Source organism: Curtobacterium sp. MCLR17_036 (genome assembly GCF_003234445.2).
Lineage (GTDB): Bacteria > Actinomycetota > Actinomycetes > Actinomycetales > Microbacteriaceae > Curtobacterium.
The window spans coordinates 1,820,639-1,835,340 of the sequence record NZ_CP126269.1; the positions used below are offsets into that span (position 1 = coordinate 1,820,639).

The window sequence follows — 14,702 nt, forward strand, 5'->3', positions numbered from 1 at the left end:
GTGGACGCCACCGTCATCGGCGCCGCGATCATCTCGATCAGCGGCGCGGTCCTCTCGACAGCCGCGATCTGGGGCATCGTCGCCGCGCTGCTGGACCTCCGCGGAACGACACCCGGAGCAGCTGCCGCACGCGTGCACGCCGTCACGGGGTCCGTGATCGTGATCGCCGGCCTCGCGACCCACGTGCTCGGCTACTTCCCGGAAGCCTTCGTGCTCATATACGCCGGCGGTGCGTCCGCAGTCGTCGCCGCAGCCTCGGCAGCGTGGTCCGGTGCGCGTCACCGCATCCGCAGCACGGTGCCCACCGTGCTCGTCGTCGTCGGTCTCGTCGCGCTCACGGTCGGACTCCTCGTCTGACCGAGGGACGTGGTTCCGCCCTGCTGGTGGACACCGGTGCTCCCGAGGTGCGGCGCAGTAGCGTGCCGGCAGGGGGAACCATGACCATCGCATCCGGACGTCCGCGCCGCTCGAAGGCACTACCGCTCGGCATCACCGCACTCGTGTTGCTCGTCCTGCCGCTGCTCGCGCTGCCGCTCCTGTTCGCCGTCGCCGACCCGTACCTGGCGGTGCCGGTCGTCGGGCTGCTCGGTGTCGTCACCACGGCGCTCGGCGTCGCCGCGGTCGTCGTCGGCATCCGCGGGCGGCTGGCCGCCGTTCCGATCCGCTCCGCCGTGACGGGAGCGGTCCTGGGGGCCATCGCCGCCGTCCTCGCCGGCGCACGCGTGCTCGGGACGCTCGGCTTCGTCGCCGACCTGGCGTCGGGGTCGGCATGACCGACGGGCCGACCATCGCGGCGATGAACAGTGACCGGACCGCCTTCCGGCGCATCGCACGGATCGGGTTCGTGCTCGCACCGGCGATGTTCCTCCTGCCGTTGATCCACCCGCTGGTGACCCAGGACGTGCACCCTGTGCTGATCATCTGCATGACGGCCGCGTGGGCGGTGCTCGTGTCCGCGTGCTCCTTCGCCGCGATGGCGCGCACCAGGCCCGGCGGTCACCCCTGGGTGCACCAGGCGTGGGCGGCTCCCGTCGCGCTGGTGGTCATGGTGCCGGGCGGCCTCGTCGCCGTCGTCGTCCAGGGCCTGGTCATCTCAGCGCGCTAGCACGCTCCCGGTCGACTCCTCGCTCGGGGACTCCTGCGCCCGGCGCGCAGACCCCGGGTCACCCGAGCAACGCCGATCCGAGGCGGGGTGAGCGTGCTACCGCCGCGAGCGCAGGAGCAGCACGATCCCCGTCACGATCTCCCCGATGCCGAACGCGACACCGATCTGCGGGATCAACGTGTCCTGTGATCGCGGGGAGAGGAAGAACAGCGAGCCGAACACCACGACGAAGAGGCACCCGCCACCGAGCAGGATGAGCCCTCGGCGTCTGGACGGTTGCACGGGTTCGACAGTAGTCGCCCACGCAGCAGTCCTCTGCGACCTGCTGGCACGCGAGGGTGGCGTCCTCTACCGTCGACCACGGAACGGGGAGGGACCATGCACGACCACGGCACGGCGGGAAGCGGCAGCGGTCCGGACGAGCGGGACCAGCGGCAGCCCTGCCGCGGAGTCCCGGCGTGAGCCGCCTCGCCGACTGGTGGCGTCGGGTGAACGTCGCACTGCAGCCGGGCCCCTCCGACCCCGGCCGCGCAGCCGTCGCCTACCCGGAGCTGAGCCGCACCGACCGCGCCGCCTTCCTCCGCTGCGAGGGGTACCTGCTGTGGGAGATCGTCGACTCGCGTTCCTCCGGGCGGCAGATCGCCGGTCGCGGCGACGCCCCGGCGACGAACGGGTGGGTCGTCGTGCCCGGTCGCGCCCACTCCGGGCTCATCGAGGACACGAAGGGCAAGGGGCCGGGCACCGCGGTCATGGCCGCCGTGGTGCAGTGGCTCGTCGACGCGGGAGCACTCCGACCGCTGACGGCGAGCGTGCGCGCGGCCATCGCCGAGTCCACCGTCGCGGAGCGACTCCGCGACCTGCCCGAGTACCACCGCAGCGAGGACGACGCCCGCAGGGCGTGGGACGACGACCTGTGGGAGGTCGACCCACGGCGGATGCTCGTCGTCTACCCACACCTGGCAGCGGCGAACGCCGACTGGCGGCGAGCGGCAGGGTGCTGACGGACGCGTCGCGCGTGCGATGCGACGTGGTGTCGGACGGGAGGCACGGTGCCGGGCCGCCACGGGCCTCCCGTCCGCCTGCTGGTCGCGCAGGTGAGCCGACGCTCCGCACGTCCCCGGTGCTGGGGGTGCCGGCACCGGGGTGCCGGCCCGTAGCGTCGACGGGCAGGGGAAGGACCGACACGGGATGACACGACGCACCGGCTCCGTCCCGGACGCGCTCGAACGCATCCGGACGGTCGCGCGCCACGACCTCGCGGATCGGCGGGCAGGCGACCGGGACGACGTGGCAGGCGCGCTCGAGACGCGACTCGAGGCACTCCGGCGGGCTCCCCGGAGCCTCGTCCTGCAACTCGGCGTCGAGGTGCAGCGCCCCCGGCCCTGGTGGTCACGCTTCGGGCTCGGGCTCGACCAGTACCTCGACCGGACGCCGTTCGAGCCGGTCCGGTCCCTCGCCGGTCGGACCGGCGCGGGCGCCGCGGTCGACGACCTCGTCTTCGGCACCGTCTACACGGCGGGCGCGTGCGGTCCACGGGACGCAGCGCCCTCGCTGCGCGACGTGCGGTCGGCGTTCGGCGTCACCACCGCGTTCGCCACCGCGCCCGGCACGCTGTTCCGCTGGCGGAGCCGCGTGCGGATCGTGCAGGTCACGGCGGCGATCGAGCCCCTGCGCATCGCGCACGTCGTCGCGGAGCAGATCGCCGCGGAGTCTGCGGGGGAGTCCGGCTACTCCGCCGCCGACGGGTGGCACAGTCGGCACGCACAGTCGCAGTTCCTCACACGGTCGCTCGGTCGCTGGATGGTCGCTCCGCGGAGCGTGCCGGCACTCGCGGCGGGGCTGGTCCAGCGCATCCCGTGGCTCGACGACGTCGACCGCACCGAGGAACGGCTGCGGACGACCCTGGCGGTCGACGTCGCCCGCCCGGGCGTCAGCCGCTGAGCCGACCGTCCGCCACCGTCAGGACCCCTGCAGGCTCGCCTGCACGGCCGCGATGTGCGCCCCGAGTGCGCCGGAGGACAGGAGCCCCGGCCCGAGCGGACCGGTCGGGTCGGTGCCGACCGGTGGCAGGAGCCGGAGCGCACGACGGACGGGTTCGCTCATCGCAGCGACCTGCCACGCGAGTTCCGCCGAGCCGCCGCGTGCCGGGTCGGCCAGTTCCGCTGCCCGCGCCGCGTACGCCGCCGCTCCGAGCGCGTGCGCGCCCATGTGTGCGACGGCCGCCGCCTGTCCGGCCGCGCGCGCAGCAGCACGGCCCGCCGGAGAGGTCGCGGACCGCGCGGCACGCCCCGCCACGAAGCGACGGCGGATCTCGCCGGCGGTGTCGAGCTCCCCGCGGGCGAAGGCCCGGGCACGCTCGATGCCGTCGCGTGCTCCCTCGTCGCCGTCGGCCTCGGCCTCGAACAGGGCCAGGACGCGTTCCGCGCACGTCGCTGCCCAGCCGGCGAGGACGCGGCGGTCGTCGTCGTCGAGTGTCTGCACCGATGCCACGGGAGCAGACTCGCACAGCGCGCGTCCGAGCACCACGGCCGTCGACCGTCGACCCGCGTCGGCGCGAGGGTCGTCGCTACGCTGAGCCGATGACCCCGGACCCCTCCGACACCACGGCCGTCCGCGGCGGGCACGCTCGTGCCCTCCGACGAGCAGGACGACCCGGGTTGGGCGATCACCGGCACGCTCTCGACGGTCTTCGACGCGACCGCGGAGCGCACCGGCTGACGACGGCAGGGGAGGCGGCGCGGCTCGCGACGTCCCCGTGCGTCGGCCGGGAGGCCCGGCGCCGGGCCGCCACGGGCCTCCCGTCCGCCACCTGGTCACGCGAGCGAGGAGACGACGTGGAGTTCCGGAAGACCAGAGGCCGCAGGGCCGTGCTCGGGCTGTTCCTGGTGGGGCCGCCCGCCCTGTACGAGGTCCGCGAGGGTGACACGACGACCACGGTGGTGTCCGATCAGCTCGCCGCTGCGCTCGGCGCCTCTGGGCGGGACTACCAAGAGGCACACATGCTCGCCGCCCACCTGTTCGACGCGGGTGACCCGTCCTGGGTCCAGTGGCCGTACGGAGGAGTCGTCCGGGACTGAGCGCACGGTCGGCCCGGCGGTGCCGCCGACGACGACGACGAACGCGCGTGCCATCGAGTGAGCAGAAGAGGTCGGTTCGTCCGCCCGGACCCGACGTCTTCTGCTCACGAAGTGCGCCACGAACGCGCCCGTCCAGCCCACACGCCCCGCCCGACGCGCCCGCCCGACGCGTTCGCCCCTCTTCGTGAGCAGAAGGTGTCGGGTGGCCCGCCCGGACCCGACATCGTCTGCTCACGAAGTGCCCCACGAACCCGCCGGCCGGGCCGGCCGGCACCCCCGACGCGCCCGACTGTTGCGCCGTGTGACGGCGGGTCGGGAATACCGAGTCGCACTCTGCGATTGTCGATCCCCGTGACGTCCGATCCCAGCACCACCGCGCCCAGCTCCACCGCCTCGAACAGCACCGACGCCCCCGCATCGTGGGACGCCTGGCGCGAGGCCCGTCGGCAGCGCGTGACCGGCCCGCAGGGCGACCTCGCCCTCGTCCGGACCGAGTGGCTGCCGGGCGGCGCCGAGCCGGACCTGCAGGCCGTGCTCGACGGGCAGCCCGACACGGTCGTCGCGACGGCCGTGCACCGCCGCGACCTCGACACCGGTGCCCCGGAGCACGGGTACCGCCTCTGGGACGCGCAGTCCCCGGCGATCCGCTCCTACGTCGACACCCCGGTGTTCCCGTACGACCCGTCGTGGCGGATCACCGCGCACTTCGCGCCGGCCGAGCCCGGTCGGACGATCCCGTACGAGCACCTGCGCGACGCCGCCGGCGCCACCCGCGACCTCGTCGTGCCCGGAGACATCACGGCGACGATCGACGGGCAGGAGTACACCCTCAGCGCCTTCGACGACGACGGCACGCTGCTGCTCGTCTTCGGCGACCCGACCAACCGCAGCCACGACGACGCCGACCGCACGTACGGCACCGGCCGGTTCCTGTTCGTCGAGCGCCCCGAGGGGTCGTCGACGGGCCAGGAGTCCGACGTCGTCCTCGACTTCAACCACGCGTTCGTGCCGCCGTGCGGCTACAGCGACCAGTACAACTGCCCGCTGCCCCCGGCGCAGAACCGCCTGCAGGTCCCCGTGCACGCCGGCGAGCGGTACGTCGCGCACCGCGACTGACCCGGCCGCCGACCCCACCACCCAGCACATCCGCAGCACCACCACCAGGAGCCCCGTGAAGACCCGCATCCTCGCGCTCGCCGCCACCGGCGTCGCCCTCAGCCTCGCCCTCGCCGGCTGCTCGTCCCCGAACGGCGGCTCGTCGCGCGGTGCCGACGCCACCGTCGCGATCGGTTCGCTGTACGAGCCGACCAACCTGTCGAACGTCGACGGCGGCGGCCAGGGCGTCAACGAGGCCTTCCAGGACAACGTCTACGAGGGGCTGTTCCGCCTCGGTGACGACGGCAAGGTCACCCCGCTGCTCGCGAAGTCGTACGACACGTCGTCCGACGGCCTCACGTACACGTTCACCCTCCGCTCGGGCGTCACGTTCCACAGCGGCGCGGAGCTCACCAGCGCCGACGTCAAGCGCTCGATCGAGCGGGTCACCGCCGAGGACTCGCAGTCCTCGCGCAAGTCGAGCCTGGCCGTGGTGCGGTCGATCGAGACACCGGACGACGACACGGTCGTTGTGCACCTGTCCGAGCGGTCGATCTCGTTCGTCTACAACCTGTCCTACGTCTGGATCGTCCCCGCCGACGAGACCAAGCTGAAGACCGAGGAGGACGGCACCGGGCCGTACACCCTCGGCACCTGGAAGCGCGGCTCCTCGCTCACCCTCGAGCCCTACGACGGGTACTGGGGGAAGAAGCCGGAGAACGGCGGCGTCGAGTTCGACTACTTCACCAGCGCCTCCACGCTGTCGAACGCGCTGGCGAGCGGCCGGGTCGACGTCATCACGAGCATCCAGTCGCCGGACGCGCTGTCCCGGTTCACCGCCGACGAATCCAAGTACACCGTCAGCGAGGGGGACTCGACCACGAAGGAGCTCCTGGCGTTCAACGACGCGAAGGGGCCCTTCACCGACGTCACGCTCCGCCGCGCGATCTCCGCGGCGATCGACCGGAAGGCCCTGCTCGAGGCGATCTGGGGCGACTACGGCACGGTGAACGGCTCGATGGTGCCGCCGACCGACCCCTGGTACGAGGACCTGACGAGCGTCAACGCCTACGACCCCGCGAAGGCGAAGGAGCTGCTCGCCGACGCCGGCCACGCCGACGGCTTCACGTTCACCCTCGACACCCCGTCGTACGACCCGCACCCGGCCGTCGCGCAGTACCTGCAGAGCGCGCTGCGGAAGGTCGGCGTGACGATGGAGATCAACACGATCAGCGCCGACGAGTGGTACACGAAGGTGTACCAGCAGCACGACTTCGAGGCGACGCTGCAGGAGCACGTGAACGACCGCGACGTCGTGTTCTACGGCAACCCGGACTTCTACTTCGGGTACGACAACGAGAAGGTGCAGCGCGACATCGCGGACGCAGAGCAGGCGACCTCCGAGGACCGGCAGACCGAGCTGCTCGCCCAGGCGAACGAGCAGATCGTGCAGGACGCCGCGAGCGCGTGGCTGTACCTGTACCCGCAGATCGTCGTGTCGGACAAGGACGTCACGGGATACTGGAAGAACGGGCTGAACTCGCAGTTCCCCGTCTCCGGCATCACCGTCTCCTGACCCGCGCGGACCGCCGCACCCGCACCCCCACCCCGAGCAAGGACCCGCACCACCGCATGACCGCCTACGTCCTCCGCCGCCTCGGCATCCTCGTGCTCTCGCTCGTGGTCGCCCTGGTCGTGGTGTTCGCGCTGCTGCGGATCCTGCCGGGGGACCCGGCGAACGCGCTGCTCGCGGCGAACGCCACCCCCGACCAGATCGAGGCGGCGCGGCGCCAGGTCGGGTCGGACCTGCCGCTGACGCAGCAGTTCGTGCAGTGGGTCGGCCAGGTGCTGCACCTCGACCTCGGCACGTCGTTCACGAGCGGCCTGCCGGTCCTGCCCGACCTGGCGCAGCGCCTCGTCGTGACCGTGCCGCTGACGCTCATCGCGTTCGTGGTGGCCGTCGTCGCCGCGTGCCTGGTCGGGTTCGTCGCCGCGGCCCGCGCCGACCGCTGGTACGGCGTGCTGCTGTCCGGGGTGACCCAGCTCGGCATCGCCGTGCCGGTGTTCTGGATCGGCATCCTGCTCGTGCAGGTCGTGTCGCTGCGCTGGGGCCTGCTGCCGTCGAGCGGCTTCCCCCGCGACGACTGGACCTACCCGGGTGACGCGCTCGAGGCGCTCGCACTGCCGATCGTCACCGTCGCCGTCGTGATGACCGCGTCGATCGCCCGGTACGTGCGGAGCGCCGTGCTCGACGTGCTCGGGGCCGACCACATCCGGACGGCCCGGGCGCTCGGCGCCTCCACCGCCTCGGCGTTCCTGCGGCACGGCGTCCGGTCGGCGGTGGTGCCGGTCATCGCGGTGCTCGGCATCGAGCTCGCCTCGACGTTCCTCGGCGCCGTCGTCGTCGAGAGCGTGTTCGCCCTGCCCGGGCTCGGCAGCATGCTCATCACCGGCATCGAGCAGCACGACTACCCGAGCATCCAGGGCGTCCTGCTCGTCTCGACGGTCGCCGTGCTCGTCATCGGCTTCGTCGCCGACGTGGTGCAGCGCCTCGTCGACCCGCGCCTGCGCGCGACCGTCTCGGGGAACCGATGAGCGCCCGCCGGTCGGTGTCCCTGACGGTCGGGACCGTGCTCGTCGGCGTCGTGCTCGTCGCCGCGGTCGTCTCGCTCGTCTGGACGCCCTACTCGCTCTACGACACCACGGGCGGTCGGCTCACCCCACCAGGGGCGGCGCACTGGCTCGGCACCGACACCCTCGGCCGCGACCTGGCGACCCAGCTGCTCGTCGGTGCCCGCATCGCGCTCGCGACCGGGGTCGGCGCCGTGCTCGTCGGCGGGGTGCTCGGCACCGCCGTCGGGCTCGTCGCGGCCTTCGCCCGCCCCTGGCTCGACGACACGCTCTCGGCCGTGCTCGACATCGTCATCGCGTTCCCGACGCTGCTCGTCGCGATGCTGCTCGTCGCCGCCCGCGGTGCCTCGCTCGGCACCGCGATCGTCGCGATCGGACTGGTGATGGCGGCGGTCGTCGCCCGGCTCGTCCGCATCCTGGTGCGCCGGGTGCTGCGGCAGGACTTCGTCACCGCATCGCGCACCTCCGGCACCTCGTGGCCGCGGATCGTCGTCGAGCACGTGCTGCCGAACGTCTGGCCGACCCTCGCGGTCAACCTGGCGCTGCAGTTCGGGCTCGCGGTGCTCGCCGAGGCAAGCCTGTCCTACCTCGGCCTCGGTGCCCCGCCGCCGAACGCGTCGTGGGGCCGCATGCTGCAGGACGCCCAGCAGACCGCCTTCGAGGCGCCCGCCGGCGTCCTCGCCCCCGGCCTCGCGCTCGTCGCCCTCGTCATCGGGGCGAACCTGCTCGCCGACGGCCTGCGTGACGTCGCGGACCCGACCCGTCGCCGGCGGCGGGCGGCGCGCCCGGCCGACCCGCGCCTCCAGTCCGACACAGCGGCCAGCGCGACCACCGCGACCGGCGAGACGGACGGGAGGCCCGTGTGAACCCCGCCATCGAGGTCACCGACCTGCGCATCACCACCGCCGACGGCGCGACGCTGGTCGACGACGTCACCTTCGCCGTCGACGACGGCGCCCGCCTCGGCATCGTCGGCGAGTCCGGCAGCGGCAAGTCCCTCACCGCCCTCGCGGTGATGGGCCTGTTGCCGCCCGGACTCCGCGCCGAGGGATCGGTGCGCGTCGGCGGTGTCGAGGTGCTCGGGGCCCCGGAACGGACGCTCCGCGGCATCCGCGGCGCGGCCGTCGCTCCCGTGTTCCAGGAACCGATGACGGCACTCGACCCGCTCATGCGGGCCGGTGACCAGATCGCCGAGCCGCTGCGGCGCCACCGCGGCCTGCGCGGTGCCGCGCTCCGTCAGGCCGTGCGCGACGCGGTCGACGACGTCGCCCTGCCGGACCCGGAGCGGGTCGCCGCCGCGTACCCGTGGGAGCTCTCCGGCGGGCAGCGGCAGCGCGTGGCGGTCGCGATGGCCCTGGCGTGCCGTCCGCGGGTGCTCATCGCCGACGAGCCGACGACCGCGCTCGACGTGACCGTGCAGGCGCAGGTCCTCGACCTGCTCGACCGCGCCGTCGCCGACCGCGGCATGGGACTGCTCTTCATCAGCCACGACCTGGCCGTCGTCGCCCGCACCGTCGACCGCGTCCTCGTGCTCGAGCACGGCCGCGCGGTGGAACAGGGCGACGTGCGCCGGGTCATCGCCTCGCCCGCCGAGCCGTACACCCGCCGACTCGTCGCGAGTGCACGCGCCCTGCAGGACGCCCTCGACGCCGGACGGGGGAACCCTTCGTGACCGTGCCCACCACCACCACGCCGCCGCTGCTCGCCGTCGACCACGCGTCGTTCGCCTACCCGGGGCGGAACGCCGCACTCGCGCTCGACGACGTCTCCTTCGCCGTCCGCGCCGGACAGCACGTCGGCATCGTGGGGGAGTCCGGTGCCGGCAAGACCACCGTGCTGCGCATGCTGCTCGGCCTGCAGGCACCGGACTCCGGCACCGTCACGTTCGACGGCGCACCCCTGGACCTGCGCGACCGTGCCGCGGTGCGGCGGTTCCGCGCGGCGGTGCAGCCGGTGTTCCAGGACCCGTACTCGTCGCTCGACCCGCGCCAGCGCGTGGACCGCATCGTGGGGGAGCCGCTCCGCTCCCTCGCCGTCGCGACCGGGTCCGAGGCATCCGACCGCGTCGAGGCCGCGCTCCGCGACGTGGGGCTCGACGGCGACGCCGGTCGCCGGTACCCGCACGAGTTCTCCGGCGGGCAGCGCCAGCGGATCGCCATCGCCCGCGCCGTCGTCGCGGGGCCCCGGGTGCTCGTCGCCGACGAGCCGGTGAGCGCGCTCGACCTGACGACCCGGGTCGCCGTGCTCGAGCTCTTCGAACGTCTGGCGGCCGAGCACGGGATGACCATCGTGCTCGTGTCGCACGACCTCGCCGTGGTCGCCCGGCTGTGCGCCGAGACGGTCGTGCTCCGGCGCGGCCGCATCGTCGAGCAGGGCGCGACCTCGCGCGTGCTCGGTGCGCCGGAGTCCGCCTACACGAGCGCGCTGCTCGACGCGGTGCCGCGGCTGCCGCGCTGATCGACCACCGGCCCAGGGCGGCCGGACGCAACCGACGGGCCGGTCCTGGGGATCCCTAGGTGATCGTCGTTGCTGCGCGCATACTCAGCAGACCGAGACTGCGCGCTCGTCGTCGACGACCCCTCGCCTCTCCGACAGGCAGGCATCCCCGATGACCAGACGCCCACGCACACTCGTGCTCCTCGCGACGACGATCGGACTGGCCGCCCTCGGCGTCACCGGTACCGGCGCGACCGCTGCCTCGGCGGCGACCGTCATCGACGGCCCCGTCGGCCTGGGCACCGCAGCGCCCTACGGCGTGCTCGGCGCGAGCACCGTGACGAACACCGGCCCGACCGTCGTCACCGGCGACGTCGGGGTCTCGCCCGGCACGGCGATCACCGGCTTCGACGGAGCGCCCGGCGGCTCCGCCAGCGGGACGATCCACCGCGGCGACGCCGTCGCCGACCGCGCGCAGGACGCCACCACCACGGCCTACGACACCGCGGCGTCGCTCACCCCGACCACGACGGGCCTCACCGAGCTGAACGGCCGGTCGCTGGCACCCGGCGTGTACCGCGGGGACTTCCTCCAGCTCGCCGGCGGCGGCGCGCTCACCCTGGCCGGCGACGCCGACTCGGTCTGGGTGTTCCAGGCCGGTTCGACCCTGACGATCGGCGACGCGAGCCGCATCACCATCACCGGCGGCGCGTCGTCCTGCAACGTCTTCTGGCAGGTCGGCAGCTCGGCGACCATCGGGTCGGCGGCGCAGTTCCAGGGCACCGTGCTCGCGCGGCAGTCGATCACCGCGACGACCGGCGCCACCGTCGCCGGGCGGTTGCTCGCCCGCGCCGGTGCCGTGACCCTCGACACGAACACGATCACCGCCCCGACCGGCTGTCCCGCCGACGGCACGATCACGGAGACCACCGCTCCGGAGATCACGTCCGGCGCGCCCTCGTCCGGCACCGTCGGGACGGAGTACTCGTTCCCCGTCACCGCGACCGGCAGTCCCGCGCCGACCTACACCGCGACCGGACTGCCGGACGGCCTGACCATCGACAGCACCACCGGCGTCGTGTCGGGTACCCCGACCACCGCCGGCACCTCGACGGTGACGGTGACCGCGGACAACGGCACGGCACCGGCCGACACCGCGACCTACGTCGTCACGATCCGACCGGCCGCGACCGCGAGCGCCGTGCCGAGCGTCGCCCCGAGCGCGACGCCGACCACCACTCCGGGAGCGACCACTCCGGCCGGCGGCCCGTCGGCGACCGCGGTGCCCGTCGTGGGCGGTGGGACCGGTGAGCTCGCCTACACCGGTTCCGGGAGCGTGCTGCCGGGCAGCCTCGCCGCCGCGGCCCTCGTGCTCACCGGTGCTGCAGTGCTGACGGCCCGCACCCGTCGTCGCCGCGATCAGACCCGCTGACGCGGGGGAGCACGCGGCAGGCGACGAGCGGCGCCCGACGGAGGTCGGGCGCCGCTGGTCTGTGCCCTCTGGGGGTCGCTGGCCCGTGCCCTCTGGCGCCGCTGGCCCGTACTCTCGGGCGCCGCTGGTCAGTGCTCCGGTGCGCCCAGCGCATCGCGGGGTTGGCAGCGCGGACACCACCAGGTGCGCCGCGGGGCGGAGCCGACGACCTCGACCGCATCGCGACCCACGACTGACGTGCCGCAGCGCAGGCAGGGCCGACCCGCACGGCCGACGACCCAGTGCCGCTCGCCGCGACGGAGCGACCCCGTCGTGACCTGGTAGGCGTCCGGGACGGTCGCGGAGCGGACGAGCATCCGTCGCGCGGACGCGACCAGACCGGGCACGTCGACCGTGCCGATCGGTCGATCGGGGTGCAGCCCGCGCACGAAGCCGAGCTCGTTCACCCAGAGGTTGCCGAGGCCCGCGACGTTCCGCTGGTCGAGCAGGGCCGTCCGGACCGTCGCGTCGGGGTCGGCGAGCAGCCGGCGTGCGGCCTCGGCGGCGTCGAAGTCGTCGTGCAGCAGGTCGGGACCGAGGTGTCCGACGACGCTGTGCTCGTCCGCGGTGTCCACGAGGTCGACCACCGGCAGGTCGACGCCCCAGACGGTGCGGCCGTCCTCGAGGCCGAGCCGCACCCGTGCCCGACGGACGACCTCGACCGGGGGCCGCCGACCCGGCCGCGTGGTCGTCCACGACCCCTGCATGCGCATGTGGGTGTGCAGCGTGGTGCCGTCGTCGAAGCGGGTCAGCAGGTGCTTGCCGTGCGTGGCGTGCTCCAGGACCCGACGGCCGGCGAGCGAGCGGCCCGCGGCGCCGCCGCCACGGAGCTCCCCGCGCGCGACCAGGGCGCCGTCGACGGCGCGCAGACGCGCGGCCAACCGGAACACGGAGTCACCCTCGGGCACGGCAGCACGCTACGGCCGACGACCGACACCGTGCAGCGGTCGCGCGGTCGGGGCGTCCGGTCAGACCGGGCGGTAGATGGCGATCGGCGGCGTGCCGTCCTCGCCGGCGTCGTGCCCCTGCCCGGTGGCCAGCCACGTGCGACCCTCGTGCTCGATGGTCGTGGGCAGGTCGCCGTGCACGAGGATGCGCACCGCGGGTTCGTCGCCGTCGAGGAGGTCGACGCCGTGCGCCTCGGTGCCGCCGGGGTTGTCGTGGACGTAGCTCATGGGACGATCGAACTCCGCGACGCCTGTGGAACGCCGGGAGCAGCGGGGACACGCCCGGTTTCCGCCCGGATCCCACGACCGGCACCACGACCGGGTAGAGTGTCCACGTACGCGGATGTGGCGCAGTGGTAGCGCATCACCTTGCCAAGGTGAGGGTCGCGAGTTCGAATCTCGTCATCCGCTCGGAACAGCACGAAGGCCCCGGTCACCAGACCGGGGCCTTCGTCGTTCCGGGCCACGCCGGCAGGCACCACGCCCGCCGGGGCTCGGTCAGCCGGCGCCGCCGAACCGCTCGGCACGTACGTCAGCGGTGTCGTGGCCGAGCTCGCCGAGCCACTGCAGCACCTGCTCGACGAACGGCGTCGAGCCGCACACGTACACCAGCGCCCCGGTCTCCGGCGGGAACACGGCCTCGGCGAGGCGGTCACGCGTGAGCCGGCCGGCCGGTGCCACCGCACCGTCCGGTGCGCGTCGGGTGTGCACGACCGTGACGTCGAGCGGCGCCGTCGGCACCGCCACGGCACGCTCGAGCTCGGCGCGGAAGAACAGGTCCTCCGGGGTGCGCACCGACACGAGCAGCCGGAAGGGCGTGGGGTCGGCCGCGTCGGCGTGCGCCGTGGCGATCGCGGCGAGCGGCACGATGCCCGAGCCGCCGGCGATGAGCTGCACGGGGCGCGTCGACTCGCCGGGACGCCACACGAACCAGCCACCGAGCGGGCCCTGCACCTCGACGGCGTCGCCGACCTCGGCCGCGTCGACCAGGAAGGGGGAGACCTCGCCGTCCTCGACGCGGTCGACCGCGAGCACGACCGTCCCGCCTCCACCGGAGGACGCGAGTGAGTAGGAGCGCGACGCCTGGTAGCCGTCCTCGGCCGTCAGCCGCACGTCCACGTGCTGCCCGGGGGCGCTGCCCGGCCAGCCGGGGACGTCGAGGACGATCCGGCGGGCGTTCGGGGTCTCGGGCGCGACCGCGGCGATGGTCGCCGGGTACCAGGCGGGGCGGCGGGACGCGGGTGCGAGCGTGGGCGTGGGGTCCGTCACCAGTAGCGCTCTTCCTTCCACGGGTCGCCGTGCATGTTGTAGCCGTTCTGCTCCCAGAAGCCGGGCTCGTCCTCGCCGTGCATGACGATGCCGCGCACCCACTTCGCGCTCTTCCAGAAGTACAGGTGCGGCACGAGCAGCCGCGCCGGGCCGCCGTGCTCCGGGGTGAGCGGCGCACCGTCGGCCTCGAAGGCGATCCAGGCCCGGCCGCCGAGCAGCTCGTCGAGGGGCACGTTCGTGGTGTAGCCGCCGAAGCTGTGCACCATGCAGTGGCCGAGCGCGGTCTCGACCTGCGCGAACAGCTTGTCGAGCGGGACACCGCGCCACGGCATGTCGAGCTTCGTCCAGTGCGTGACGCAGTGCACGTCGACCGTGACGTCCTCGACGCCGAGCGCCCGGACCTCGTCCCAGGACCACTCGTGCAGGCCGGACTCGGTCCGGATCGAGAAGCTCCACGTCTCCGGGGTGACGGTCGGCGTCGCTCCGGCCGACATCACCGGCCAGTCGGCGACGAGTGTCTGCCCGGGTGGCAGCCGGGTGTCGTCGCGGTCACGGCGGCGTCCGCCGAAGCCCCTGGTGAACGTGGCCATCGTGCTCCTGTCGTCCGCGGTCGCGTCTCGTCTGCGGCGGAGCCGGTCGCTCCGCCCCAGTCGATCATGCTCCACGCGGGC

Annotated in this window: 19 protein-coding genes and 1 tRNA gene; 14 read left to right on the forward strand and 6 right to left on the reverse strand. The window is 73.8% G+C overall.

Annotation, left to right across the window (positions count from 1 at the left end; genetic code table 11):
• The 3 genes from DEI99_RS08605 (at nt 1) to DEI99_RS08615 (ending at nt 1,105) form a co-directional block, all read left to right on the forward strand.
• Nucleotides 1–357, forward strand: coding sequence for a hypothetical protein (locus DEI99_RS08605; RefSeq protein ID WP_111042942.1), 357 nt, complete (start codon nt 1–3; stop codon nt 355–357).
• Between the two features lie 80 nt (nt 358–437).
• Entirely contained in the window at nt 438–773 is a 336-nt protein-coding gene (locus tag DEI99_RS08610) for a hypothetical protein (protein ID WP_111042941.1), read from the forward strand.
• A 23-nt stretch (nt 774–796) separates the two neighbouring features.
• Nucleotides 797–1,105 carry a hypothetical protein gene (locus DEI99_RS08615; protein WP_146247202.1) on the forward strand — a complete coding sequence of 103 codons (309 nt, stop codon included), beginning with the start codon at nt 797–799 and terminating at the stop codon, nt 1,103–1,105.
• Between the two features lie 96 nt (nt 1,106–1,201).
• Here DEI99_RS08615 and DEI99_RS08620 read toward each other — a convergent pair whose 3' ends face one another.
• Nucleotides 1,202–1,387, reverse strand: a complete 186-nt coding sequence (locus DEI99_RS08620) for a hypothetical protein (protein ID WP_111042939.1) — start codon at nt 1,385–1,387, stop codon at nt 1,202–1,204.
• Between the two features lie 176 nt (nt 1,388–1,563).
• Here DEI99_RS08620 and DEI99_RS08625 point away from each other — a divergent pair, with 176 nt between their 5' ends.
• The gene (locus tag DEI99_RS08625) at nt 1,564–2,106 is read left to right on the forward strand and encodes a hypothetical protein (RefSeq protein WP_111042938.1); all 543 of its coding nucleotides are present in this window, start codon (nt 1,564–1,566) and stop codon (nt 2,104–2,106) included.
• Nucleotides 2,107–2,293: 187 nt separating this feature from the next.
• A complete protein-coding gene (locus DEI99_RS08630; protein WP_111042937.1) occupies nt 2,294–3,046 on the forward strand; it encodes a hypothetical protein in 753 nt (250 codons plus the stop codon).
• A gap of 18 nt (nt 3,047–3,064) precedes the next feature.
• Here the strand turns inward: DEI99_RS08630 and DEI99_RS08635 are convergent, their stop codons facing one another.
• Nucleotides 3,065–3,586, reverse strand: coding sequence for a putative immunity protein (locus tag DEI99_RS08635; RefSeq protein ID WP_349774907.1), 522 nt, complete (start codon nt 3,584–3,586; stop codon nt 3,065–3,067).
• 353 nt (nt 3,587–3,939) lie between these two features.
• Here DEI99_RS08635 and DEI99_RS08640 point away from each other — a divergent pair, with 353 nt between their 5' ends.
• The 8 genes from DEI99_RS08640 (at nt 3,940) to DEI99_RS08675 (ending at nt 11,776) form a co-directional block, all read left to right on the forward strand.
• Entirely contained in the window at nt 3,940–4,182 is a 243-nt protein-coding gene (locus DEI99_RS08640) for a hypothetical protein (RefSeq protein WP_071290530.1), read from the forward strand.
• Nucleotides 4,183–4,533: 351 nt separating this feature from the next.
• Nucleotides 4,534–5,298 (forward strand): DUF1684 domain-containing protein, encoded by a 765-nt coding sequence (locus tag DEI99_RS08645; RefSeq protein ID WP_284180780.1) that lies wholly within the window; start codon nt 4,534–4,536, stop codon nt 5,296–5,298.
• Between the two features lie 55 nt (nt 5,299–5,353).
• A complete protein-coding gene (locus DEI99_RS08650; protein WP_284180781.1) occupies nt 5,354–6,853 on the forward strand; it encodes an ABC transporter substrate-binding protein in 1,500 nt (499 codons plus the stop codon).
• A 56-nt stretch (nt 6,854–6,909) separates the two neighbouring features.
• Entirely contained in the window at nt 6,910–7,872 is a 963-nt protein-coding gene (locus tag DEI99_RS08655) for an ABC transporter permease (protein ID WP_071297229.1), read from the forward strand.
• Entirely contained in the window at nt 7,869–8,774 is a 906-nt protein-coding gene (locus tag DEI99_RS08660; protein WP_284180782.1) for an ABC transporter permease, read from the forward strand. Before DEI99_RS08655 ends, DEI99_RS08660 begins: the two co-directional genes overlap by 4 nt.
• The gene (locus DEI99_RS08665; protein ID WP_284180783.1) at nt 8,771–9,580 is read left to right on the forward strand and encodes an ATP-binding cassette domain-containing protein; all 810 of its coding nucleotides are present in this window, start codon (nt 8,771–8,773) and stop codon (nt 9,578–9,580) included. The genes DEI99_RS08660 and DEI99_RS08665 overlap by 4 nt, the downstream gene beginning before the upstream one ends.
• A 2-nt stretch (nt 9,581–9,582) precedes the next feature.
• On the forward strand, nt 9,583–10,365 hold the full coding sequence (locus tag DEI99_RS08670; protein WP_284180784.1) for an ABC transporter ATP-binding protein: 783 nt from the start codon (nt 9,583–9,585) through the stop codon (nt 10,363–10,365).
• Between the two features lie 151 nt (nt 10,366–10,516).
• The gene (locus tag DEI99_RS08675; RefSeq protein ID WP_284180785.1) at nt 10,517–11,776 is read left to right on the forward strand and encodes an ice-binding family protein; all 1,260 of its coding nucleotides are present in this window, start codon (nt 10,517–10,519) and stop codon (nt 11,774–11,776) included.
• 128 nt (nt 11,777–11,904) lie between these two features.
• Here the strand turns inward: DEI99_RS08675 and DEI99_RS08680 are convergent, their stop codons facing one another.
• Nucleotides 11,905–12,723 (reverse strand): DNA-formamidopyrimidine glycosylase family protein, encoded by an 819-nt coding sequence (locus DEI99_RS08680; protein ID WP_284180786.1) that lies wholly within the window; start codon nt 12,721–12,723, stop codon nt 11,905–11,907.
• 60 nt (nt 12,724–12,783) lie between these two features.
• On the reverse strand, nt 12,784–12,990 hold the full coding sequence (locus DEI99_RS08685) for a hypothetical protein (RefSeq protein ID WP_071255255.1): 207 nt from the start codon (nt 12,988–12,990) through the stop codon (nt 12,784–12,786).
• Nucleotides 12,991–13,101: 111 nt separating this feature from the next.
• On the opposite strand from DEI99_RS08685, the gene DEI99_RS08690 reads away from it, so the two are divergent.
• A tRNA-Gly gene (locus DEI99_RS08690) sits at nt 13,102–13,173 on the forward strand.
• Nucleotides 13,174–13,260: 87 nt separating this feature from the next.
• Here DEI99_RS08690 and DEI99_RS08695 read toward each other — a convergent pair.
• Together DEI99_RS08695 and DEI99_RS08700 are read right to left on the reverse strand one after the other, a co-directional pair.
• Nucleotides 13,261–14,031, reverse strand: a complete 771-nt coding sequence (locus DEI99_RS08695; RefSeq protein WP_284180787.1) for an FAD-binding oxidoreductase — start codon at nt 14,029–14,031, stop codon at nt 13,261–13,263.
• The gene (locus DEI99_RS08700; protein WP_284180788.1) at nt 14,028–14,621 is read right to left on the reverse strand and encodes a molybdopterin-dependent oxidoreductase; all 594 of its coding nucleotides are present in this window, start codon (nt 14,619–14,621) and stop codon (nt 14,028–14,030) included. Before DEI99_RS08700 ends, DEI99_RS08695 begins: the two co-directional genes overlap by 4 nt.
• Nucleotides 14,622–14,702 lie beyond the last annotated feature (81 nt).

What these genes read in the sequence shown, in the direction of transcription:
- DEI99_RS08660 (WP_284180782.1), top strand. Translation starts at nt 7,869, where the DNA reads ATGAGCGCCCGCCGGTCGGTGTCCCTGACGGTCGGGACCGTGCTCGTC.
- DEI99_RS08700 (WP_284180788.1), bottom strand. Translation starts at nt 14,621, where the DNA reads ATGGCCACGTTCACCAGGGGCTTCGGCGGACGCCGCCGTGACCGCGAC.
- DEI99_RS08615 (WP_146247202.1), top strand. Translation starts at nt 797, where the DNA reads ATGAACAGTGACCGGACCGCCTTCCGGCGCATCGCACGGATCGGGTTC.
- DEI99_RS08685 (WP_071255255.1), bottom strand. Translation starts at nt 12,990, where the DNA reads ATGAGCTACGTCCACGACAACCCCGGCGGCACCGAGGCGCACGGCGTC.
- DEI99_RS08675 (WP_284180785.1), top strand. Translation starts at nt 10,517, where the DNA reads ATGACCAGACGCCCACGCACACTCGTGCTCCTCGCGACGACGATCGGA.
- DEI99_RS08655 (WP_071297229.1), top strand. Translation starts at nt 6,910, where the DNA reads ATGACCGCCTACGTCCTCCGCCGCCTCGGCATCCTCGTGCTCTCGCTC.
- DEI99_RS08630 (WP_111042937.1), top strand. Translation starts at nt 2,294, where the DNA reads ATGACACGACGCACCGGCTCCGTCCCGGACGCGCTCGAACGCATCCGG.
- DEI99_RS08610 (WP_111042941.1), top strand. Translation starts at nt 438, where the DNA reads ATGACCATCGCATCCGGACGTCCGCGCCGCTCGAAGGCACTACCGCTC.